Here is a 22,721-nt window from a genome sequence, read left to right on the forward strand (position 1 = left end):
GTGCAACATGGGGAAGCGGCTTAACTTATAAGGACTGTCCAGTGCCCGAAAAATCCGGCGCAGAAATTTTGATTGATATCCTGGTTGAACAGGGCGTGGATACCGTATTCGGTTATCCCGGTGGCGCAGTTCTGCCTATTTATGACGCCTTATTTCAGCAGAAGAAGATTAAGCATATCCTCGTCCGGCATGAGGCGGGCGCTGCCCATGCGGCGGAGGGCTATGCCCGTGCAACGGGTAAGCCAGGTGTTGTGCTAGTCACCTCCGGCCCCGGTGCGACCAACGCTGTTACCGGCATTGCCGACGCGTTTATGGATTCTATCCCTTTGATCGTCCTGACAGGCCAGGTCGCGACCAATTTGATCGGCTCAGATGCCTTTCAAGAAGCAGATACCGTCGGCATTACGCGCCATTGTTCCAAGCATAATTATCTGGTGAAGGACCCGGCCGAACTCGCAACTATTGTGCGGGAGGCTTTCTCCATCGCTACTAAAGGACGCCCCGGTCCGGTTGTCATCGACATTCCCAAAAATGTGCAGGTGGCAACGGCAAGTACCGATGTGAAGCGCCCTGCCCGTTCGCGCTTCACTTATGCGGGTGAGGCCGACTATGCCGAAATCAACCGCGCGGTGGAATTGATTGCCAATGCTAAGGCACCGATTTTGTATACGGGCGGCGGTATCATCAATTCGGGCCCTGCCGCAAGCGAAGCGCTGCGTGAGTTGGCAGAATTGACTGGAGCGCCGGTGACATCGACGTTGATGGGCCTTGGCGCCTATCCCGCCTCCGGCGACGCTTGGTTGGGCATGTTGGGCATGCACGGCACATATGAGGCCAACATGGCCATGAACCAATGCGACGTCATGGTCTGCCTCGGCGCCCGCTTTGACGACCGCGTAACGGGCCGATTGGACGCATTTTCACCGGACAGCGTCAAAATTCATGTCGACATAGACCGCAGCTCAATGAACAAGACCGTCCGCGTTGACCTACCCATCGTTGCGGATGTTGGCACGGCCATGCGTCAGATGATCGATGTCTGGAAAGGCCGGAAATACAAAAAACAGCCGCTGGACGATTGGTGGTCACGTATCGCTGGATGGCGCGCCGTTGGGTGCCTAAATTACCCCGGCAGCACGCAGGAAATCATGCCGCAATATGCGATTGAGCGCCTGTTTGAAGCCACAAAGGACAAAGCCCCGATCATCACGACTGAGGTTGGCCAGCATCAAATGTGGGCGGCGCAGCATTTTCACTTTGATGCGCCAAATAAATGGCTGACAAGCGGTGGACTTGGTACGATGGGTTATGGCCTGCCTGCGGCAATTGGTGCGCAAATGGGGCATCCAGATGCGCTCGTGATCGATATCGCCGGTGAAGCATCGATCCAGATGAACATTCAAGAGATGGCAACAGCAACGCAATATCGTTTGCCGGTAAAGGTCTTCATCCTCAACAATGAATGGATGGGGATGGTCCGCCAGTGGCAAGAGCTGACCTATGAAAGCCGCTACTCCGAAAGCTATTCGGACAGCCTGCCTGATTTCGTCGCGCTGGCCGAAGCTTATGGCTGGAAAGGCATTCGTTGTGCTGACCCGGCCAAGCTCGATGATGCCATTGCCGAGATGCTTGCGCATGACGGGCCAGTGATGTTCGATTGCCGTGTACACAAAACGGCAAACTGTTTCCCGATGATCCCATCGGGCGCAGCCCATACGGACATGATCCTGAAAGCAGACCAAGTATCGGGCACCATGGATGACGAAGCAAAGGCGCTCGTATAATGCATATTAAGCAAGAACTTACCGAACGGCACGTGCTGACCCTCACCGTCGATAATGAAGCGGGCACCCTGGCTCGCATCGCCGGCATGTTCACGTCGCGGGGCTACAATATCGATAGCCTTACCGTGGCCGATATTAGCGAAGACCACACGACCAGCCGGATAACTATCGTTACCAAAGGCCCGCCGCCCGTGATCGACCAGATTATCGCGCAATGCGAGCGGCTCATTCCCGTCCACAAAGTCACTGACCTTACCGAGGCTGGGCCGCATGTGGAGCGGGAACTTGCCTTGGTCAAAGTCAACGGTACGGGCGATCAACGCGTTGAAGCGATGCGCCTTGCCGACATTTATCGCGCACGCGTCATCGATGCCACGGTCAGCAGCTTCATTTTTGAAATCACAGGTGGCCCTGACAAGATCGACACGTTTGTAACTTTGATGCGCGAAGTCGGGCTGGTCGAAGTTGGCCGTACCGGTATTGTTGGCCTTATGCGGGGTGCCGGGGTCAGTTAATTACCATATCGTCATCCTGAACGCGTTTCAGGATAACAAACCAAAGCGCGTCATGCTGAAACAAGTTCAGCATGACGAGAAAGATAAAGGGACGGAAGAATGAAAGTATATTATGACGCCGATTGCGACTTGGGCCTTATCAAAGACAAAAAGGTCGCGATTGTAGGCTATGGTAGCCAAGGCCATGCCCATGCGCAAAACCTGCGTGACAGCGGCGTAGCGGATGTCGCGATTGCCCTGCGTGCCGGATCGGCAACAGCCAAAAAGGCGGAAGCCGCTGGTTTCAAGGTTTTGGCGAATGCTGATGCGGCCGCTTGGGCCGATATCCTTATGGTGCTGGCACCCGATGAGCATCAGGCCGCAATTTACGCCGATGATCTGCACGCAAACATGAAATCCGGCGCGGCTTTGGCGTTCGCTCATGGCCTCAACATCCATTTCGGCCTTATTGAACCGCGTGCCGACATTGACGTGATCATGATCGCGCCAAAAGGCCCCGGCCATACCGTACGCAGCGAATATCAAAAGGGTGGCGGCGTACCGTGCCTGATCGCAGTTGCACAGGATTCCAGCGGCAACGCCCATGACATCGCTCTAGCGTACGCCAGCGGCGTGGGCGGCGGACGCAGCGGCATCATCGAAACCAACTTCCGCGAAGAATGCGAAACCGATTTGTTCGGCGAACAGGCCGTTTTGTGCGGCGGTATCACGCACCTTATCCAAGCTGGTTTCGAGACATTGACCGAGGCAGGCTATGCACCAGAAATGGCCTATTTCGAATGCTTGCATGAAACCAAACTGATTGTGGACCTTTTGTACGAAGGCGGCATTGCAAACATGCGTTATTCGATTTCGAATACCGCAGAATATGGCGATATCACCACGGGTCCACGTATCATCACCGACGAAACCAAGGCGGAAATGAAGCGCGTTCTTGCGGACATCCAATCGGGTCGTTTCGTCAAGAATTTCGTGCTCGATAACCGCGCGGGTCAGCCAGAATTGAAAGCCGCACGCAAGGCTGCTGCGGCGCACCCCATCGAAGAAACGGGCGCAAAGCTGCGCGCGATGATGCCTTGGATTGCCAAGAATAAGTTGGTGGATCAAGCAAAGAACTGAACCCTTTTTCCTAGCTTGACAGTTTTAGGGGAGGCATCGACACTGATGCTTCCCCTTTTTGCTATCTGGAGCAAAGTTATGCGTAAGCTTTTATGTGCCCTCCCCCTCTTATTCGCTGTGCCATTGATCGCGCAAAGCGCCCCGCAAATGCCCGGAACAATGGACGTCGCCCGTGTCACTGCAGGGACGTACAACACTGACCCCGGCCATACGCTGATCGGCTGGCGCGTCAGCCATTTTGGTTTCAACGATTATTTCGGCATTTTCGGCGATGCGACGGGAACACTGACACTTGACCCCGCCAATCCAAATGCCGCCAAGGTGGATATCACTATTCCCGTCGGCAAGGTCACAACGGCAAGTACTGGCCTGACCGGCCATCTGCTGCGCGCTGGCAAGGACGGCGGCAAAGCCGACTTTTTTGGTCCAGCCCCGGCGGATGCCAAATTCGTTTCAACCAGTGTCGTTGCAAGTGGGACCACTGCAAAAATCACCGGCGACCTCACGTTGAACGGCGTCACCAAGCCAGTCGTTCTCGACACCAAATTTTCAGGGGCTGGTAATAACCCTTTCAACAAGAAGGCCACCGTTGGTTTTCACGCCACAGCCGTCATCAAGCGCAGCGCATTCGGCATAAGCTATGCCGTTCCGATGATTTCGGATGACGTAACGCTCGACATCAGCGTCGCGTTTGAAAAGGCAAGCTAAAGCTTTAGGAAATCAAAGACACATGTCACCCCCGACTTGATCGGGGGGCATGGTCTGTACGCTCAATTATCGAAGCGCGATTACCCCAAATAACGGGCATCAAGGCTGGCTTTCGCTGCGCGATATTCGGCCTCAAGCTGGTCAACGAATTCAGCAACGGTTTTCACAGCTTTAACCGCACCAATGCCTTGGCCTGAACCCCAAATGTCTTTCCATGCCTTGGCTTCACTGTTGCCGCCGGAACCGAAGTCCATAGTGGAAATATCGCCTTGGGGAAGGTTGTCAGGGTCCATGCCAGCGCGCTCGATCGACTGGCGTAGATAATTGCCGCTGACGCCCGTGAAGAGGTCGGAATAAACAATGTCGGCGGCCTTCGCCTCAACGATATTCTCTTTATAACCGTCAACCGCGTTTGCTTCCTTAGTGGCAATGAACGCGCTGCCGATATAGCCAAAGTCTGCGCCCATGGCCTGCGCCGCGAGTACCGAGGCACCATGCGCGATAGAGCCGGACAGAGCGACAGGCCCGTCAAACCATTCGCGGATTTCGCGCATCAAGGCGAAAGGCGACGTCACGCCCGCATGGCCGCCAGCGCCAGCCGCAACGGGAATGAGGCCATCGGCGCCCTTTTCAATCGCCTTGCGTGCGAACCGGTCATTGATGACGTCATGCAACGCAATCCCGCCCCAGCTATGGACGGCTTTGTTCAATTCTTCCTGCGCGCCAAGCGATGTGATGGTGATTGGGACCTGCCATTTGGCACAAATAGCAATATCCTCCTGCAACCGGTTATTTGACTTATGGACAATCTGGTTCACCGCATAAGGCGCAGCGGGACGTTCAGGATTGTCGCGATTATGTGCCGCCAGCTCTTCGGTAATCTGGTGTAGCCATTCGTCCAACTGGCTTGCGGGGCGCGCATTGAGCGCCGGAAACGAGCCAACCACGCCAGCCTTACACTGCGCGATCACCAGATCGGGCCCAGACACGATGAACAGCGGTGAGCCAATCACTGGTAGCCGAAGATTATCGAAAATTGCCGGAAGTGCCATGCGTCGAATCCCTTATTAATTCATCAGTTGCACGTGGGTTAGCCACAGCGCGTCGCGGCTGTCAAACCCACCTTTTTGAGCGGGCTGTTCCGTAGGGGAAGGTGCTGCAACGCACGGGCATTATAGCGCCCAATGCCTGAGTTAAGTTCAGGTGAAGGCTACCAGAGATTCAAGCGCACATAGACACTAAGCCCCGTTAGCTGCGCTTAGAATGGCTCTAACAGATGCTGTAGCAACATCCTGGCTAATGCCGACACCAAATAAAATTGGACCGTCGCCAACGCGGCATTCGACAAACGCGGCGGCGCGGGCATCGGTGCCATGGCCAATGGCGTGCTCGCTATAGTCGATAATATCGAGCGGCCCGCCCAGCGCGTCTTGCAATGCGTTGGCAAGGCTAGAAATCAGGCCATTGCCACGTCCGCTGACGCTTTGTTCGACGCCATCTATCCGGATGTTGCCCGCAAAGATGCGCTCGTCCTTTTGCCGCTGGCTTTGGGTTTCGTGGAAATCGATGAGCCGGAACCGGCCATCCCCCTTTAGATGATAGCGCTTTTCAAACGCCTCCCAAATGTCAGCACTTGTCAGCTCCCGCCCCGTTGTGTCCGACAATAACTGCACGGTGATCGAAAAATTCGCCTGCATCCGTTTGGGCAACTTCAAACCTTGGTCCTGCTCGATCACCCAAGCGACGCCGCCCTTGCCGCTTTGCGAATTCACGCGGATGACGGCTTCGTAACTGCGGCCCAAATCGGCGGGATCGATTGGCAAATAGGGCACGCGCCAGATTTCGTCATTCTGCCGTTCTTGAGCCGTGAACCCTTTTTTAATCGCGTCCTGATGCGATCCTGAAAAGGCAGTGAATACCAATTCGCCAGCATAGGGATGTCGCGGGTGCACGGGCAACTGGTTGCAATATTCGACGGTCTGAATGACCTCATCAATGTCACTGAAATCGAGGCCGGGGTGCAGCCCTTGCGTATACATGTTCAGCGCCAACGTCACCAAATCGACATTGCCGGTGCGCTCACCATTGCCGAACAGGCAACCTTCGATGCGGTCTCCGCCCGCCAGCAAGCCAAACTCGGCGGCGGCAATGCCGCTGCCCCGGTCGTTGTGCGGATGCAGGCTGATGACGACATGATCCCGCGCGCTGATATTGCGACACATCCATTCGATCTGATCAGCATAGACATTGGGCATGGCCGCCTCAATCGTCGCTGGCAAATTGAGGATCAGTGGCTTTGCCGCCGTGGGCTGCAGCACATCCATCACCGCCTCGCACACTTCAAGGCTGAATTCGAGTTCAGCTGTCGAGAAAGTTTCGGGGCTATATTCAAAATGCCAATCGGTTTGCGGATATTTCGCCGCTTGCTCTTTCAGGATATGCGCGCCTTCGATCGCGATCGCCTTCACGCCGGCTTTGTCGAGGTTGAAGACGATATCGCGCCACGCAGGGCTGACGGCATTGTAGACATGCACAATTGCGCGCGGCGCGCCTGCCATGCTCTCGAACGTTTTTTCAATCAGATCACGTCGTGACTGCGTCAGGCTTTGGATTGTAACATCATCCGGAATGCTCCCGCTGTCGACAAGCCCGCGAATGAAATCGAAATCTGTAGCGCCCGAACTTGGGAAGCCAACCTCAATTTCTTTCACGCCAACCTTCAGCAGCAGGTCAAAAAATCGCTTCTTTTTTTCCGTCCCCATGGGATCGATGAGCGCTTGGTTACCATCGCGTAGGTCAGTGGAAAGCCAGCGCGGCGCGCGGTCTATGGTCCGTGTCGGCCATATGCGGTCGGGCAGGTCCACTTGGGGGAAAGGTCGGTATTTACGCGATGGGTCGGAAAGCATCATGATATGGCAACTTCGCTGAGACGCCCGGTTTGGGGGCTAAATTTGGCGGTGGGAAAGCCCTTAGGCGGGTTGCCGAACATGGTCGGCAAAACAGGCACGCCTAAGGGCGTGTAAGTCGTAGTAGGAGGAGCGAAAGGGCGTTGCGCGATTTCATTACAGGGCGGGAATAGCCATATCGAGCAACATCCGTCCAGTCTTAAAATGCTTGGCAGAAATTTAATTGCGAAAGCTAAGGTAGATCAGATTTCAACCTGGCTGCCCAATTCGACCACGCGATTGCTTGGCAATTTGAAAAACTCCATAGCATTGGCAGCATTGCGCAACATCCATGCAAATATTTTTTCCCGCCATATCGCCATGCCGGGCATTTTGGATGCTATCAATGTTTGACGCGACAGGAAAAAGCTGGTGTGCATCATGTCAAATTTGGGACCGCACAAATCAACCAAGTCGAGCGTCGCTGGCACATTGGTTTCTTCCAAAAAGCCAAAGCGCATTTTTACGCGGTAAAAACCTTCCCCCAAATCCTTACAGATTATGCGGTCAGTGCTGACGACATAGGGCACATCCTCAATCTGCACGGTCAGGATGATGACGCGTTCATGCAAGATGCGGTTGTGCTTAATATTATGAAGCAAGGCCGATGGCACGCCACTGGCCGCCGATGCCATGAAAATCGCCGTTCCTTGCACGCGGGTCGCGCTGTTGGCGGCAGACTTTATGAAAATCTCCATGGGCATCGTGCTCTCTGCCATGCGCTCGCGCATCAAAGCGCGGCCACGCGACCAAGTCGTCAATAAGGTGAAGATAACTAAACCAATGACCAAAGGCACCCATCCGCCCGATGGCACCTTCAACAAATTGGCGCCCAGATAGGCAAAGTCGACGATGAAGAACAAAGCAAGGATAGGGAGCGCTTTCCACTTTGGCCATTTCCACAACGACAGCAAGACGACCGCAATCAAACAGGTGTCGATGAACATAGCGCCCGTCACTGCAATGCCATAAGCTGCGGCAAGATTGGACGATGACTGGAAGAATAAAACCAGCAGCAAAACCATAACCGCAAGGCCCCAGTTAATCGCCGGAATGTATATCTGCCCAGCCGCTTTTTCGCTGGTGTGTAATATGCTGAGGCGTGGCATAAAGCCCAACTGAATCGCCTGCTGCGTCAACGAAAACGCGCCGGAAATGACAGCCTGGCTGGCAATGATGGCCGCCATAATCGTAAGGAAAATAACCGGCGTGCTGATCAATTCTGGCACCATAAGGAAGAACGGGTCGCGAATGGCAACCTGTGCCTCTTCGGGTGTCATGGACAATATCATTGCCCCCTGCCCCATATAATTGAGCATCAGCGCGGGCAGCACGAAGAACAGCCAGCTAAACTTAATGGGTCGCCGTCCGAAATGGCCCATATCGGCGTACAGCGCCTCTGCACCCGTCACAGCAAGAACAACCGTGCCCATCGCTACAAAGGCCCGAAAACCATCAATATAGAAAAAATAGAACGCGTTCATGGGGTTCAAAACGTCGAAGATGATCATCGGCATCTTAGTCAGATGCATCAGCCCCAAGCCCGCCAATGTTGCGAAATAGATCAACATTATCGGCCCAAACCAAGCTCCCACCTTAGCCGTCCCGCGTGACTGGAATGCAAATAGCGCGCCGATAATCACAACCGATATTGGCAATATCCATGCGCTGAAGCCTTCGTGCACATATTTTAGACCTTCGGCCGCTGACAAGATCGACATGGCGGGTGTAATCATGGAATCGCCATAAAATAGTGCGGTTGCAAACACCCCGAGCATGACAAAAGGCGCGGTCCATTTCGCGCCAGCCGTCTGCCGGTTAATGAGCGCCAACAGGGCAAGGCTTCCGCCCTCGCCCTTGTTATCGGCTTTCATGATGGTGAAGACATATTTGAACGTCACCACGATCATCATTGACCAGAACACAAGGCTCAAAACGCCTTTGATGTGCATCGGGTCAGGGGTTATCGGGTGGTGGCCGGCAAAGGTTTCCCGGAACGCGTAAATCGGACTTGTGCCGATGTCGCCGAAGACAACGCCAATTGTGCCCACGCATAAAGCCAGCAGCGAACCTTTTGGGGCATGGCTGTGATGGTGATCCTGGTCACTATGACCGAAATCGTCTGCTTGCGGTCCAACCATATTGTTTCCCCGGCTTTTGTCCCAAACGCCACTTTATCCGTGACTGGGGCGCGGGCAATAGCATGGAGCACGGCCCTTCACAACACAGCATTGCCGCACTCAATAACTAAAAAAATATCATATAATCATATATTTAGAAGTAGAATTTGATACTGCTTGTGCTGCTCGCGCTTGCAGGGCCTTTGCCGCCTGCAGCTGCGACTCAATCCGCGGTTTCCATTTGGCATTCGGCGTTGCCGGTGAAACGGGTTTTTTCCTAGAGCACAATCGCCCTATCAAGGTCCCCGGCAAACAAGCGCGCGAACCCGGCAAAATTATATGACGCAGGATAATTGGGTCAAATTGCTCGCGCATTACCGAAAGCCAATTGTGCCGGCGGCGGCATTTGTCCTTCTCTGACCTGAGTAATGCCGGCGTAAGCGGCTTTACAATACCCAAGAATAGGTCAGGATTGGCAACGCGATGCATGATTAGGCAGCGCCTTTAGCAAGGCAAAAGCGTTACCCCAACGGATTTGCTATAATCTGCCAATAAGCTTTTGTGCCATATTGTCGGCAACTTCGGCAGGAGTCAGGCTGGTTGAATCACTTTCTGACCAGATCGCAGAAAGACGAGCCGGAATGGCGTCGATGCGGCTGTTGATTTCCGCATCATCGGCATTTTCTATGTGGCGCAAAACGTTGATAATGCCGCCTGCGTTAATGACATAATCTGGCGCGTAGAGGATACCCCTATCCGCCAGCATCCGGCCCTCTGGCCCTGTGGCCAATTGATTGTTCGCCCCGCCAGCAATGGCACGAACGTTTAAGGCGTTCACACTGGCTTGCGTAAGTATGGCCCCCAAAGCACAGGGGCTGAAGATATCTGCATCGACGGTCATGATCGCGTCGGCAGGGACGCTGGTGCCGCCCAGTTCCGCAGCCAGGTCGGCGGCACGTTGCGCATCGACATCGGCCAATGTCAGCTTTGCCCCTTGTTCCGCAAGATAACGCGCCAGACCGCCGCCAACACTGCCCACGCCCTGAATAGCGACATGCACGCCCGACATGCTATCTGTACCAAGCACATGCTTTGCAGCGGCCTGAACGCCCAGAAATACGCCCCGCGCTGTGTAAGGGCCCGGATCGCCGCCCTGTCCGGGCAGTCCGGCAACATGCGGCGTAACCTTCGACAAGGAAACCATGTCTGCTTCAGACATACCGACATCCTGTGCCGTAATATATTTCCCGCCGAGCGAATCCACAGCCCGCGCAAAGGCGTCGAGCATATCCTGCTTTTTGGTGCGGGCAGGATTGGCAAGAATTACTGCTTTGCCCCCTCCGGCAGAAAGCCCCGCCATCGCATTTTTGTAGCTCATGCCGCGCGACAGGCGCAGCGCGTCGGTAATCGCCGCTTGGGAATCGCCATAATGCCAAAAACGGGTTCCGCCGGCTGCTGGTCCCAAATGGGTAGAATGCACGGCGATAATGGCCCTTAGCCCCGTCACCCTGTCGTCAAAGACGTGCACCGCCTCGTGCGAGTCAAAATCAGGCAGGTCCCAAATGGCGGGCATGATATATTTCCTTGTGCGAAACTGGCCCTTGGGCGCTCGGAATCATATTACGTTCAAGCGTAATAATATTACGCCTAGCAAATGTCACACAGATATTGGCGTGGAAGAAATGGGGCGACCGAGGGGTCTTGAACCCCCGACCTCTGGTACCACAAACCAGCGCTCTAACCAACTGAGCTACGGTCGCCATAGCGCCACTGAGGCAGGCGCGATCCCTTTTCGGTCTAAGTTTAGACCTTTAATATTTACTGTGCCGAGCCTTAGCCCAGCACAATGAAAATCTTACTTTTTGAGGCTGAGGCCACCAAAACGCTTGTTAAACTGGGCAACGCGGCCGCCAGTGTCAAGCATACGGCCCGAACCGCCAGTCCATGCTGGGTGCGACGTCGGATCGATATCCAGAGCGAGTGTGTCACCTTCCTTGCCCCAAGTCGAGCGTGTTTCGAAGACGGTACCATCGGTCATCTGCACCTTGATCATGTGATAATCGGGGTGAATGTCGGCTTTCATACATAAATCCTTTGTTCAGTCACCGGTTTCCGACCGGTAACCCTAAATTCGGAAGCGCCGCGCATAGCGGGGAGTGGGCGCGATAGCAACATGGAAATATTGCAGAATGCGGGTGTGGCGGATTTACAACTCGTCGCTCACCCGTTCGTTATCCTAACCCCAATTTCGTCATCCTGAACTTGGTTCAGGATAACAGGCCAAGTGCGCGCGTCATCCCGAACCAAGTTAGGGATTACGAGAGAGAGTTCGGTGTCAATACATCAAGCAGGTGGCTCGGCAATCATCGCCATAAATTCGGCCTCAGCAGCAATTTGATCACCAACCATAGCGCGTCCGGCAAATTTGCAAACACGGGCACGTTTCTGCATAAATTCAACATGTAAATGCATCAGGCATCCCGGCTCAACCGGCGCACGGAACTTGGTATTGTCTATGGACATGAAGTACACAAGCTTACCCGAACCAATCAACCCAAGGCTTTCCATCGCCAAAACACCAGCCGCTTGGGCCAGTGCTTCAACAATCAGAACACCCGGCATGATGGGCCTTCCGGGGAAGTGTCCCTGAAAAAATCCTTCATTCATGCTCACGGCTTTGACCGCGCATATACGCTCATCAACGACAAGCTCTTCTACGCGGTCGACCAAAAGCATGGGGTAGCGGTGCGGAAGCACCGCCATGACCCGGCGCACATCATAGTTGCTGAAATCGCCCCCGGACATAAAGTCTAGCGGCTTTCAGGCTGCGCTGCTGGGGCTGCAGCCGGACGTGCCTGCGCAGCAGCAGCAGCTTGGGCTTGCTGCGTTGCTGCGTTAATCAGCTGCTGAATCTGCTGATACAAAGCGCCAATCTGGCGCGACGGACGCCAGCCAGCGGGTGGCGTGGTCGACACAGAAGGAACAACCTTGTCCAATTCAGCTGTAATCGCAGGGGTTACATCAACCGCTTCTGGTGCCCATACAAACGCATCCGGCGCAAGGATGACATTTATTTTCTTGGCGGTAATGACCGCTTGCTGTGCAGCGTCATATTTCAACGCAATCTGCTCCACGGCATAGAGCTGCGCAAGCACGATAGGATCCTGAAGTGTGTTCAATTCCATCTGTTTTGCGTCGAGCTGCTTCAGCAAGGGGCTGTTCGCCTTAATAGCGACGTCCAACTCGGCCTGAGTCAGTTCCTTGTCCTTGTTGATATCAAGCTGCGCATTCAGATTATTGATCTCTACGCGTTTGGCCTGCAATTGCTGCGCCACGCTGGCATATTGGGTGCCAATTTGCAGGTAGGCAGTACCAAGCGCCTTAGAACGGGTGATTGCAACGGCCGTGTCAGAGGTTGCGATACCTGCAACTTGGGCCGACGCTGGTACCGAAATGGCAGCGACTGACAAAGAGGCTGCGGCGAGAATGTGTTTGCGAATTTTCATTAGAATTGCGTTCCTACGTTGAATGTAAATAATTTTGTGTCGTCACCCTCCTGCTTGAGCAGAGCGCGGGCAATATCGATCCGGAACGGACCAAAGGGTGAATTCCAGTTTACGCCAAAGCCAACCGACAAGCGTGGCTTCCAACTGTCGCCGAAAAAGCGTTCTTCGAAACGCAGCGCGGCAACGCGGGGCGAGCCATCGGCATTATTAGCTGTGGTGGATGTTTGAAGCGTACCAGCGGAATCTACGAAATAATAAAGTGGCGCGCCTTGCGTGCCGTTGGACAGAATTTCACGCTGTTGCACCGTCTGCAAAATAGGTCGTGTCACATCAAACACAGAACCTACATCGACGAACATGGAAGGACGTAAGCCCAGCTCTCTGGCGCCACTGCCTAGCGGAATTTGAAGTTCGGCGCGGCCAAGATAATAGAAACGGCCGCCAATAGCATCGTCTTGGATCTGGTTACGATCCGTCAGCGGCGCATTCACGGCTACCCCGTTTACAATCTGACTTTCGAAGAACACGCGCTGCACCCTTGGGCCGATGCCACGAATGTCGAAACCGCGCATTTGCGGTTCACCCAGATAGAAACGGTCGGTCAGCCGAACATCGTCAATACCCTGCGAGGTCAAACCGCGGTCTTCCAACGAATGGATATACCCACCTTCCATCGACAATCCGAAAACGAAATTACCGAATGGCTTCCAAAATTTGTCGGCATTAATGCGCGTTTTTACATATTTGACGTCACCGCCAAGCCCAGCAAAATCTTGGCTTATACCGAAGCTCTGGCCGCGCGTTGGACGGATGCGGTTGTCGCGATCATCATAAAGTAACGTGTAACCAATGGAGGACGTCACACGCTTACCGAGTGCATCGCACAGAAAACGCCCGGCAATGATTGGGTCACACGACGCTGGAAGTGGGCCTAAACCATCTGGATCGGAGAAGAAGGTATTCGCATCAAGCGAAATATCATCCTGGCTCAACCCATAGCGCGCCTGAAAATAAATATACTCGTTCACGGGCACCCCAACGCGTACCTGTATACCCGTTGTGGCTTGCTCATAGGTCGTATTGCGTTGGTTGTTGAAGAAGTTGAAGCTGTTTAAATCACGACGAAAAATGTCGCCCGATATTGCGATGGAACGATCAAACAAATAGGGCTCGGTAAAGCCAATTTCTGCTGATTTGGAATAAGACGAATAAGAAATATTCGTCCGCAGCTCTTGCCCCAAACCGCGGAAATTTCGCTGCTTGATAGAACCTTGGAAGATGAAGTTTTCGATCGATGAAAATCCGGCCGACAAGGACAATTCGCCTGTCGCTTTTTCTTCCACATTGGTGCTCAGGATGATGCGGTCTGGGCCGCTGCCTTGTTCCTGTTCAACTTCGAGATCTTCTTGGAAATATCCCAGCGACTTAATACGCTCTGCAGTCCGCTTTACCTGAATGCTGTTAAACGCATCGCCTTCGTTCAGGCGGAATTCGCGGCGCACCACCTTGTCTTGAGTCAACGTGTTACCGTTAATGTCGACCCGTTCCACAAACACACGCGGGGATTCCGCAACGTTGAACGTGATACCCATCGTCAGCGTATCTTTGTCCCGCTGGAAATCAGGGTTTACATCGGCAAAAGCATACCCAAAAAGACCTGCGGTTTCCGAGAGGCTTTCAACGGTATCTTCCACCATCTTGGCGTCATACCAGTCGCCTTTTTTCATGCGCAACGTCATCGTCAGCCGCTCTGAATCAAAATCGCGAATTTGGCTCTCAACCTTGACGTCGCCAAATTTATACCTGTCACCTTCTTCCACCACATAAGTAATGATGAAGTCCTGCTTATCAGGAGTCAGTTCGGCGACTGCAGAAACCACGCGGAAATCGGCATAGCCTTTTGTCAGGTAGAATTGACGCAGTTTTTGCTGGTCGAACGCTAAGCGGTCCGGATCATAGCTGGTGCCGGAGCTGAAGAATTTGTAAAAACGGGCTTGCTTAGTGACCATCTCGCCGCGTAACTGGCCATCGGAAAACTTGTCGTTGCCGATGATATTAATCTGCTGAACCTTGGACTTTGGCCCTTCGGTAATTTCGAAAACAATGTCTACGCGGTTTTGGTCGAGCTGAACCAATTTAGGCTCAACGACCGCCGCAAAGCGGCCCTGTCGCTTGTAAAGTTCAATAATGCGCGCAACATCAGCGCGCACTTTGGATCGCGAATAAATCTGGCGCGGTGCAAGTTTGATTTCTGGTTCAATTTTGTCATTCTTGATGCGCTTATTGCCTTCAAGAATGATGCGGTTCACCACCGGGTTTTCGCGCACATCAATAACAACCGCACCGGCGTTATTGCGGACAGCAACATCCGCGAACAATTCGGTCGCATACAGGTCCTTCAACGCTTGGTCAGCCGCGACCTGCGTCCATGGCTGCCCTGTGCGCAAGCGAATATATGATCGAACAGTATCGGCTTCGAGTCGTTGCGTCCCGGCTACAGTGATAGATTGAATGGTTTCAACGGCTGCACCCACCTCAGGCTGGGCAGCGGGTGCCGCCGGCGCGGTCTGCGCAAAAGCGGGCGTCATAGTGCCCGTCGCGGCAAGCGCCGTCGAGCCCATCAAATATAGGCCAAAGCTTTTGAAGTTGCCGCAAGGTCTACTTATCATTGTCATCCGATCTGATGTCCGCCCCCACCGAGCGTTGGCCTATTCGCTAAAATAGTTTTGCGTCCCTGCCCGATGCAGCGCGCGCAATCAAGTATGCAATGCCCTTAACCACTTTCGAAAAGACCGAAAGACGCAAGGTCATTGAATGTGACCATGATCATGAATGCCGCCAGCATCGCAAATCCTGCACGAAAAGCCCACTCCTGCACTACGGGCGTGGCTGGCCGCCGACGCACAGCTTCTACAGCATAGAGCAACAAATGTCCTCCATCGAGCATCGGAATTGGCAGCAGATTGATGAACCCTAAGTTAATCGAGATTAATGCCGCAAGGCTAATAAAAGTCAGAATGCCTAGGCTCATGGCCTCGCCAGATACTTTTGCGATTTTCAAAGGGCCGCCCAGTTCGGAAATGGGCCGTCGGCCCGAAATAATCTGACCAAGGCCGATGACTTGTTGGCGTAAAATATCGCCCGTTTGCAGAACCGCAGCCCATGGCGCTTCTAGCAGACCGACTTCGCGGACTTCCATTTTGCTGGCCCCAACGCCGAGGCGACCAATACGGTATTCATTGCCGAACCGATCAACTTCGATAACCGCAGCGACCGTCGCTTCCTTTGACAGGCGCGTGCCGTTGCGTTCGATCTCCATGACGATTCTTTCGCCAGGAATCATAATGACTTCGTTAGCCATCGCGTCGAAGGTTTCGACTGTCCGGTCATTCAATGTCAGGATACGGTCACCAACCTGCAACCCGGCCACCGCGGCGGGGCTATTGGGCTGCACAACATCCACCACGGGCGGCGTCACAGATTTCCCAAAGGCCAATAGGAAACCCATCGCGATCATGATCGCCAAGATGAAATTCACCGCTGGTCCAGCAAACACAATCAACGCGCGTTGCCACAAGGTTTTCGATTGGAACGTTTGGTTGCGTTCCTCTTCTGGTAACTGCTTCCAGCTTTCGTCCGCTTGGCTTGCAGGGTTCATGTCGCCTGCAAATTGGACATAGCCCCCCAAGGGTAACAGGCCGATGCGCCACAAAGTGCCGCGTTTATCGACCCTGCCCCAAATTTGCGGACCAAAGCCGATAGAGAATTTCTCCGCCTTCACGCCGAACCAACGGCCCACGGCATAATGACCAAGCTCATGTACCACGACAAGCGACCCAATCAGCGCCAAAAACGCGACTAACGTCAAAAGAATATGGGGTGATTCAGTGGCCACGCGTCAATTTCTCCAATACGGCACGGGCATATTGCCGTGCGTCTGCATCGATGCTGAACAGATCTTCCAAATTTGCAGGCGCCTCTGGCACATAAACCGTCAATGTCGCTTCGACCAACGCCGCAATTTCCAAGAATGTAATTTGGCCTGCCAAAAACGCCGCTACAGCGACTTCGTTGGCAGCGTTCAAAATGGCCGGCTTTGCTCCGCCTTCGGCTATAGCCGCGCGGGCAAGTCGAAGCGCCGGAAAGCGCTCAACATCGGGCTGCTCAAAGGTCAACTGGCCAATGGTCGCTAAATCCAGAGGTTTGCAGCTTGTCGTGATACGCTCGGGCCATGCCAGCGCGCTGGCAATGGGAATGCGCATATCTGGCGATCCAAGCTGCGCCAAAGTCGAACAATCAACATATTCGACCATCGAATGGATGACCGATTGTGGATGGACGAGGATATCGATTTTATCCAAGCCCACAGCAAACAAATGATAGGCCTCAATCAACTCAAGGCCCTTGTTCATCATTGTCGCGGAATCGATGCTGATCTTTGCGCCCATGTCCCAATTGGGATGCGCCACGGCCTGCGCTGGCGTTACGCCGCGCATCTCTTCTAGTGAGAAGGAACGAAACGGTCCGCCGCTCGCGGTCAGGGTAATCTTGCGTACTTGGTCAATTTTGCCGCCCGATAGGCACTGGAATATCGCATTATGTTCGCTGTCGACGGGCAAAAGCGTTGCACCCGAACGGCGCACTGCAGCCATCATCAGGGCGCCAGCGGAGACCAATGCTTCTTTATTGGCCAAGGCTACAGTCTTCCCAGCCTCGATTGCAGCCATTGTAGAGGGTAATCCAGCACAACCGACGATAGAGGCCATGGTCCAATCGGCATTGCGCCTGGCGGCCTCCACAAGCGCGTCAGCGCCTGCTGCAGCTTCTATGCCCGTCCCTACCAATGCGTCCTTCAGTTCGGCATAGGCCGTCTCATCCGCAACGACCGCCAGTTCGGCATCAAATTCGCGCGCCAACTGGGCTATGGTAGCGGCATTGCCGTTCGCCGTTAGCGCCACAACGCGATATTTGCTGCGATGCTGGCGAATGAGATCCAGTGTCGATAGCCCGACGGAGCCTGTTGCGCCAAAGATGGAAACGCTGCGGGTCATGGGATCAGCTACCCGCCACACTTTGAAATAGCGTGACGACACCGGCGGCAAAAGCGACAGCGATCAGGCCATCCGTCCGGTCGAATAACCCGCCATGACCGGGTATCAATCGGCCAGAATCTTTTACCCCTGCCCGCCGTTTCATCCAGCTTTCAAAGAAATCGCCCATTTGCGCGACCACCGCAAGCGCGGCCCCCGTCAGCATCAGGCGAAACCAGCCATAGGCCAGATAAACATCGCCATCACCAGCTTCACCGCCCCTGAAGGCGTAAATGCCTGCCTGAATTAAAACCATCATAAGGCCAGCACCAATCATGCCGCCGAATAGCCCCGACCATGTTTTCGATGGGCTAATCCGTGGCGCGATCTTGGCTCCGCCGATGCTGCGCCCGGCAAAATACGCGCCGACGTCGGTGCCAATTACCCCTGCGATCAGCATGATTGCGGGCGTCATGCCAAAAAAAGGCGCGCTGAACAGCATCAAGGTGAAACAGGCCAAGCCGACATAGGTCAGGCCGCCCAATAGCCAAAATATCTGCGCCTGCCGACTTTGCGCAAAACCAAGTACCAATTTGGTAAACTCAAAAAAAACACCAAGGCCTATCGCGACAACGAGGCCCATAAAGGTAAAGCCGCCCAACCAGATCGCAACTATCGCAACCGTCATCATTGCGACGCTCGACAATGTCCGTATGCCCAAGTCTGAGCGGGGCTTTAGCAGCGTCGCGACTTTATCGTTCATCGACCACCATAGCGCCGTTCACGCCGCGCAAATTCGTTGAGGGCGGCAGCAAGCTCATCCTTGTTGAAATCCGGCCATAAGGTTTCGGTAAACCAGAGTTCAGCATATGCCGCTTGCCACAGCATGAAATTGGAGAGCCGTTGTTCGCCCGATGTCCGGATAAGCAAATCCAGCGGCGGTAAGTTGGCCGTATCGAGATTGGCTTCAATGCTCGCCGCATTAATTTCGCCTTGGGCAGCGGCAGCACGGGCCGCACGGACCATCTCGTCTTGTGCGCCATAATTTAGCGCAACCACCAATGTCGTGCGGCTATTCTGCGACGTCCGCGCGATAGACTCATCGAGCATTTCAACAATATCTGGCGCCAATGCCTTATAATTGCCAATAATTTTAAGGCGCACATCATTAGAAGCAAATTCATCAAGGTCAGATTTGATAAAATCGCGCATCAGGCCCATTAGATCGCTGATCTCATCCTCCGGCCGTTTCCAATTTTCGCTGGAGAAGGCGTAAAGGCTTAACGTTTCCAGCCCAAGCTCAGCGGCCGCACGGACAATATTCCGCACGGTCTCTACGCCGCGCTTATGCCCCATCGCCCGCGGCAACATGCGCTTTTTCGCCCAGCGGCCATTGCCATCCATGATGATTGCAACATGGCGCGGCATTTTGCCGGTTCCGGCGGCAATGCGCTCTTGAGCGTCAGCGACAGCCATTAGTTACCAAAACCCGATGCAGTGTACAGGGTTAGCCAAAATCACTGGCTCAGGATTTCCTTTTCCTTGTGCGCTGCTGCGTCATCGACCGCCTTGATCATTTCATCGGTCATTTTCTGGACTTCAGTTTCCAGCCGTTTGCGGTCATCTTCGCTGATTTCCTTTTTGTTTTCATCCGTCTTTAGCCCGTCATTGGCATCGCGACGGACGTTGCGGATCGCAATTTTCGCTTTTTCCGCATATTGGCCGGCCAGCTTTGCAAGTTCTTTGCGGCGTTCTTCGGTCAGGTCGGGGATTGGTAGGCGCAGCGTTTGACCATCGGTAATCGGGTTAAGACCCAATCCAGCGGAACGAATCGCCTTTTCCACCGGTGTCACATTTGACCGATCCCATACCTGCACCGATAATAGACGCGGCTCTGGCGCGCTGACCGTTGCAACTTGGCTCAATGGCATATGTGATCCATATACTTCCACCACTACGGGATCGAGCAAGGTCACATTGGCGCGGCCCGTCCGCAGGCCCGAAAGGTCGCTTTTGAATGATTCGACAGCGCCCTTCATCCGGCGCTCTACATCGGTTTTATCATATTGCGGCATGGATTAAATTCCTTCGCTTGTTACCACAGTTGAAGTGCCGCTTCCGTCGAGCACTTTCAGAATATTGCCCTGCTCGCGTATCGAAAAGACCACGATTGGGATGTTGTTGTCACGGCACAAAGATACCGCGCTGGCATCCATAACCTTCAGATTATCTGCCAAGACACGATCATAACTTAATGTTTCATAACGCTTTGCTGTTGGAACCTTTTTGGGATCAGCGTCATAAACACCATCGACCGACGTCCCTTTAAACAAGGCATCGCACTGCATTTCGGCCGCGCGCAACGCAGCCCCGCTATCGGTTGTGAAGAATGGTGCACCAACGCCGGCGGCGAAAATGACGATGCGTCCCTTTTCCAAATGCCGTTCCGCACGGCGACGAATGACCGGTTCGCAGACCTTGTCCATCTCAATCGCGGATTGAACACGGGTCGGAACGCCAAGCTGTTCCAGCGCGTTCTGCATGGCCAGCGCGTTCATAACGGTGGCAAGCATACCCATATAGTCCGCCTGCGCCCGGTCCATGCCCTTGGCCGCGCCCGACATCCCACGGAAGATATTCCCTCCGCCGATAACCAGGCACAGTTGCAGACCAGTATCCTGCGCCGCCTTTACCTCTTCGGCCACGCGTGCGACCGTGTCTGGGTCAATGCCATAGGCTTGGTCGCCCATAAGCACTTCGCCTGATAATTTCAGCAGAATGCGACGATAGCCGTGCGCGCCCATAATGTCCCTCACCCTGATACGATAATGGCGCCCAGCTATAGAAGCCGCGCGCCACATCGCCAAGTGCTTATGCCGTAATTTAATAGCGACATGTAAACTCTGCTCGCACCCCGCTTGATCGGCATGCGAACCGCACTTTTGTTGTTATGCGCCGACCGCAGCAGCCACTTCAGCCGCAAAGTCAGACACTTCCTTTTCAATGCCTTCACCAAGCTGGAAGCGAACATAGTCCTTCAGCACGATGGGCTTTCCAGCTTCTTTACCAGCGGCCGCCACAACGTCGGAAATCGGTGTCTTGCCGTCCATCACAAATGGCTGGCTCAACAAAGCATTTTCCTTGGCAAATTTCTTTACCGCGCCTTCAACCATCTTTTCGACGATATCGGCAGGCTTACCGCTTTCCGATGCCTTTTCACGGGCAATGCCGCGCTCACGCTCAAGCGTTTCGGCATCCAGGCCGGTTTCGTCCAGCGACAGCGGGAATGCAGCGGCAATGTGCATCGCCAATTGCTTACCAAGACCGTCCAGCGTCGCAGCGTCAGCTTCACTCTCAAGCGCCACCAGAACGCCAATGCCACCCATGCCGGGTGCCGCAGCGTTGTGCACATAAGAAACCACACGACCATTGCTAACCGAAAGCGACTTCACGCGGCGGATAACCTGATTTTCACCAATAGTTGCGATATTGTTGGTCAGACGCTCCTGCACCGTTTCACCACCGCCATAAGGCGCAGCCAAAACGGCATCGGCTTCGTTGGCAGCCAAACCAAGGGCAACTTGGCTCACGGCAGCCACAAATTCTTGGAACTGTTCGTTCTTGGCGACGAAGTCGGTCTGGCTGTTGACTTCAATGGCCGTACCCTTGGTCCCTTCAACAGCAACACCGACAAGACCTTCAGCCGCGGTGCGGCTGGATTTCTTGGCAGCGGTTGCAAGGCCCTTGGCGCGCAGCAAATCAACAGCGGCTTCGATATCACCATTGGTTTCTTCAAGCGCCTTTTTAGCGTCCATCATGCCAGCGCCGGAAAGCTCACGCAGTTCCTTGACGGCTGAAGCAGTAATTGCAGACATAAATTTGTCCTTTCGAATATGGTTTGCGAGAGGCCAATCGACCTCATTAAAGTTCGTCACCCCCGTTAAAGCGGGGATCCAACACCTGCGCTTACGATCTATGCAAAGTCAGGGGTTGGCCCCCGCCTACGCGGGGGTGACGACAAATTGATTACGCTTCTGCGGCAGGCGCTTCGGCTGGAGCAGCTTCCGCTTCAGGCGCAGCTTCTTCGGCTACTGGTGCAGTTTCTTCGGCCACGGGCGCAGTTTCTTCTGCAACAGGCGCAGCTTCTTCAACCAAGGCCGGTTCAGCCGCTGGCTCAACTTCCGCACCAAGGTCTATACCCTTGGCAACCTTAGCATTTACATTGCCCTTAGTTGCCGCAGTGGCAACGGCGTCGCAATACAAACGAATGGCGCGGGCTGCGTCATCATTTGCAGGAACGGGGAATGCGATGCCATCAGGCGATACGTTCGAATCGAGAATCGCGATCACTGGAATGCCCAAAACATTGGCTTCCTTGATGGCGAGCTCTTCCTTGTTGGCGTCAACGACGAACATGACGTCAGGAATGCCGCCCATGTCACGGATACCGCCAAGGCTCATTTCCAGCTTGTCGCGCTCACGGGTCATTTGAAGGATTTCCTTCTTCGTGAAACCGTGCGTGTCGCCCGAAAGCTGCTCTTCAAGGGTCTTGAGCTTCTTGATCGAATTTGAAATTGTCTTCCAGTTGGTGAGCATGCCACCCAACCAGCGATGGTTGACGAAATGCTGACCCGATGCGCGGGCAGCGTCGGCGATGGGGCCTTGGGCCTGACGCTTAGTTCCAACGAACAATACCTTGCCGCCAGACGAAACGCTCTGGGCAACGAAATCGAGCGCACGTGCAAATAATGGCACGGACTGTGACAAATCGAGAATGTGGATGCCGTTGCGCGCGCCGAAGATATACGGCTTCATACGCGGGTTCCAACGGTGTGTTTGGTGGCCGAAATGGGCCCCAGCTTCAAGCAATTGCTGCATGGTAACGACAGGTGCCGCCATGGTACTTCTCCTTCCGGTTGAGCCTCTGGGAAACTAGAACGTCACTATTGCCTGAAAGGCAAAGATCAGCACCGGTATGTGCGTTTCCCATGTGG

At 54.2% G+C, this 22,721-nt stretch carries 20 protein-coding genes and 1 tRNA gene; 4 read left to right on the forward strand and 17 right to left on the reverse strand.

The features are described 5' to 3' along the window. Positions 1-41 precede the first annotated feature (41 nt). From Q0O33_RS08040 to Q0O33_RS08055, 4 genes are all read left to right on the forward strand, one after another. Complete coding sequence (locus tag Q0O33_RS08040; protein ID WP_295498052.1) at positions 42-1,784, forward strand: acetolactate synthase 3 large subunit; 1,743 nt, start codon at positions 42-44, stop codon at positions 1,782-1,784. Then, on the forward strand, positions 1,784-2,299 hold the full coding sequence (ilvN, locus tag Q0O33_RS08045; RefSeq protein WP_295498054.1) for an acetolactate synthase small subunit: 516 nt from the start codon (positions 1,784-1,786) through the stop codon (positions 2,297-2,299). Before Q0O33_RS08040 ends, ilvN begins: the two co-directional genes overlap by 1 nt. 99 nt (positions 2,300-2,398) lie before the next feature. Next, on the forward strand, positions 2,399-3,418 hold the full coding sequence (ilvC, locus tag Q0O33_RS08050; RefSeq protein ID WP_295498056.1) for a ketol-acid reductoisomerase: 1,020 nt from the start codon (positions 2,399-2,401) through the stop codon (positions 3,416-3,418). Between the two features lie 78 nt (positions 3,419-3,496). Continuing rightward, positions 3,497-4,126, forward strand: coding sequence for a YceI family protein (locus Q0O33_RS08055; protein WP_295498058.1), 630 nt, complete (start codon positions 3,497-3,499; stop codon positions 4,124-4,126). 80 nt (positions 4,127-4,206) lie between these two features. Here Q0O33_RS08055 and Q0O33_RS08060 read toward each other — a convergent pair whose 3' ends face one another. The 17 genes from Q0O33_RS08060 to rpsB all read right to left on the reverse strand — a co-directional run bounded on the left by Q0O33_RS08060 (position 4,207) and on the right by rpsB (position 22,626). Then, entirely contained in the window at positions 4,207-5,178 is a 972-nt protein-coding gene (locus tag Q0O33_RS08060; protein ID WP_295498060.1) for a nitronate monooxygenase family protein, read from the reverse strand. Positions 5,179-5,364: 186 nt separating this feature from the next. Next, positions 5,365-7,035, reverse strand: coding sequence for a 2-isopropylmalate synthase (gene leuA, locus Q0O33_RS08065; RefSeq protein ID WP_295498062.1), 1,671 nt, complete (start codon positions 7,033-7,035; stop codon positions 5,365-5,367). A 239-nt stretch (positions 7,036-7,274) separates the two neighbouring features. Next, on the reverse strand, positions 7,275-9,212 hold the full coding sequence (locus Q0O33_RS08070; RefSeq protein ID WP_295498064.1) for a potassium transporter Kup: 1,938 nt from the start codon (positions 9,210-9,212) through the stop codon (positions 7,275-7,277). Between the two features lie 517 nt (positions 9,213-9,729). Beyond that, positions 9,730-10,764 (reverse strand): amino acid dehydrogenase, encoded by a 1,035-nt coding sequence (locus Q0O33_RS08075; RefSeq protein ID WP_295498066.1) that lies wholly within the window; start codon positions 10,762-10,764, stop codon positions 9,730-9,732. 110 nt (positions 10,765-10,874) lie between these two features. Then, positions 10,875-10,951: transfer RNA gene (locus Q0O33_RS08080), tRNA-His, on the reverse strand. A 95-nt stretch (positions 10,952-11,046) separates the two neighbouring features. Next, positions 11,047-11,274, reverse strand: a complete 228-nt coding sequence (gene rpmE, locus Q0O33_RS08085; protein WP_125230382.1) for a 50S ribosomal protein L31 — start codon at positions 11,272-11,274, stop codon at positions 11,047-11,049. Between the two features lie 260 nt (positions 11,275-11,534). After that, positions 11,535-11,996 (reverse strand): 3-hydroxyacyl-ACP dehydratase FabZ, encoded by a 462-nt coding sequence (gene fabZ, locus Q0O33_RS08090; RefSeq protein WP_295498069.1) that lies wholly within the window; start codon positions 11,994-11,996, stop codon positions 11,535-11,537. A gap of 5 nt (positions 11,997-12,001) precedes the next feature. Next, the gene (locus Q0O33_RS08095) at positions 12,002-12,697 is read right to left on the reverse strand and encodes an OmpH family outer membrane protein (RefSeq protein WP_295498071.1); all 696 of its coding nucleotides are present in this window, start codon (positions 12,695-12,697) and stop codon (positions 12,002-12,004) included. Then, positions 12,697-15,318, reverse strand: a complete 2,622-nt coding sequence (gene bamA / locus Q0O33_RS08100; protein ID WP_295498094.1) for an outer membrane protein assembly factor BamA — start codon at positions 15,316-15,318, stop codon at positions 12,697-12,699. Before bamA ends, Q0O33_RS08095 begins: the two co-directional genes overlap by 1 nt. 152 nt (positions 15,319-15,470) lie before the next feature. Continuing rightward, positions 15,471-16,592: an RIP metalloprotease RseP gene (gene rseP / locus Q0O33_RS08105; RefSeq protein WP_295498073.1), complete on the reverse strand. Its 1,122-nt coding sequence runs from the start codon at positions 16,590-16,592 to the stop codon at positions 15,471-15,473. Further along, the gene (locus tag Q0O33_RS08110) at positions 16,582-17,748 is read right to left on the reverse strand and encodes a 1-deoxy-D-xylulose-5-phosphate reductoisomerase (protein WP_295498075.1); all 1,167 of its coding nucleotides are present in this window, start codon (positions 17,746-17,748) and stop codon (positions 16,582-16,584) included. Before Q0O33_RS08110 ends, rseP begins: the two co-directional genes overlap by 11 nt. A 4-nt stretch (positions 17,749-17,752) precedes the next feature. Then, a complete protein-coding gene (locus Q0O33_RS08115) occupies positions 17,753-18,490 on the reverse strand; it encodes a phosphatidate cytidylyltransferase (protein ID WP_295498077.1) in 738 nt (245 codons plus the stop codon). Further along, positions 18,487-19,203: a polyprenyl diphosphate synthase gene (gene uppS, locus Q0O33_RS08120; protein ID WP_295498080.1), complete on the reverse strand. Its 717-nt coding sequence runs from the start codon at positions 19,201-19,203 to the stop codon at positions 18,487-18,489. The genes Q0O33_RS08115 and uppS overlap by 4 nt, the downstream gene beginning before the upstream one ends. 41 nt (positions 19,204-19,244) lie before the next feature. Further along, positions 19,245-19,802, reverse strand: coding sequence for a ribosome recycling factor (frr, locus tag Q0O33_RS08125; protein WP_125230387.1), 558 nt, complete (start codon positions 19,800-19,802; stop codon positions 19,245-19,247). Positions 19,803-19,805: 3 nt separating this feature from the next. Beyond that, a complete protein-coding gene (pyrH, locus tag Q0O33_RS08130; protein WP_295498083.1) occupies positions 19,806-20,531 on the reverse strand; it encodes a UMP kinase in 726 nt (241 codons plus the stop codon). Between the two features lie 144 nt (positions 20,532-20,675). Continuing rightward, positions 20,676-21,602: a translation elongation factor Ts gene (tsf, locus tag Q0O33_RS08135; protein ID WP_295498086.1), complete on the reverse strand. Its 927-nt coding sequence runs from the start codon at positions 21,600-21,602 to the stop codon at positions 20,676-20,678. A 151-nt stretch (positions 21,603-21,753) separates the two neighbouring features. Next, complete coding sequence (gene rpsB, locus Q0O33_RS08140) at positions 21,754-22,626, reverse strand: 30S ribosomal protein S2 (RefSeq protein WP_295498088.1); 873 nt, start codon at positions 22,624-22,626, stop codon at positions 21,754-21,756. Positions 22,627-22,721 lie beyond the last annotated feature (95 nt).

Origin of the sequence: Sphingorhabdus sp. EL138 (assembly GCF_945862485.1) — a bacterium.
Lineage (GTDB): Bacteria > Pseudomonadota > Alphaproteobacteria > Sphingomonadales > Sphingomonadaceae > Sphingorhabdus_B.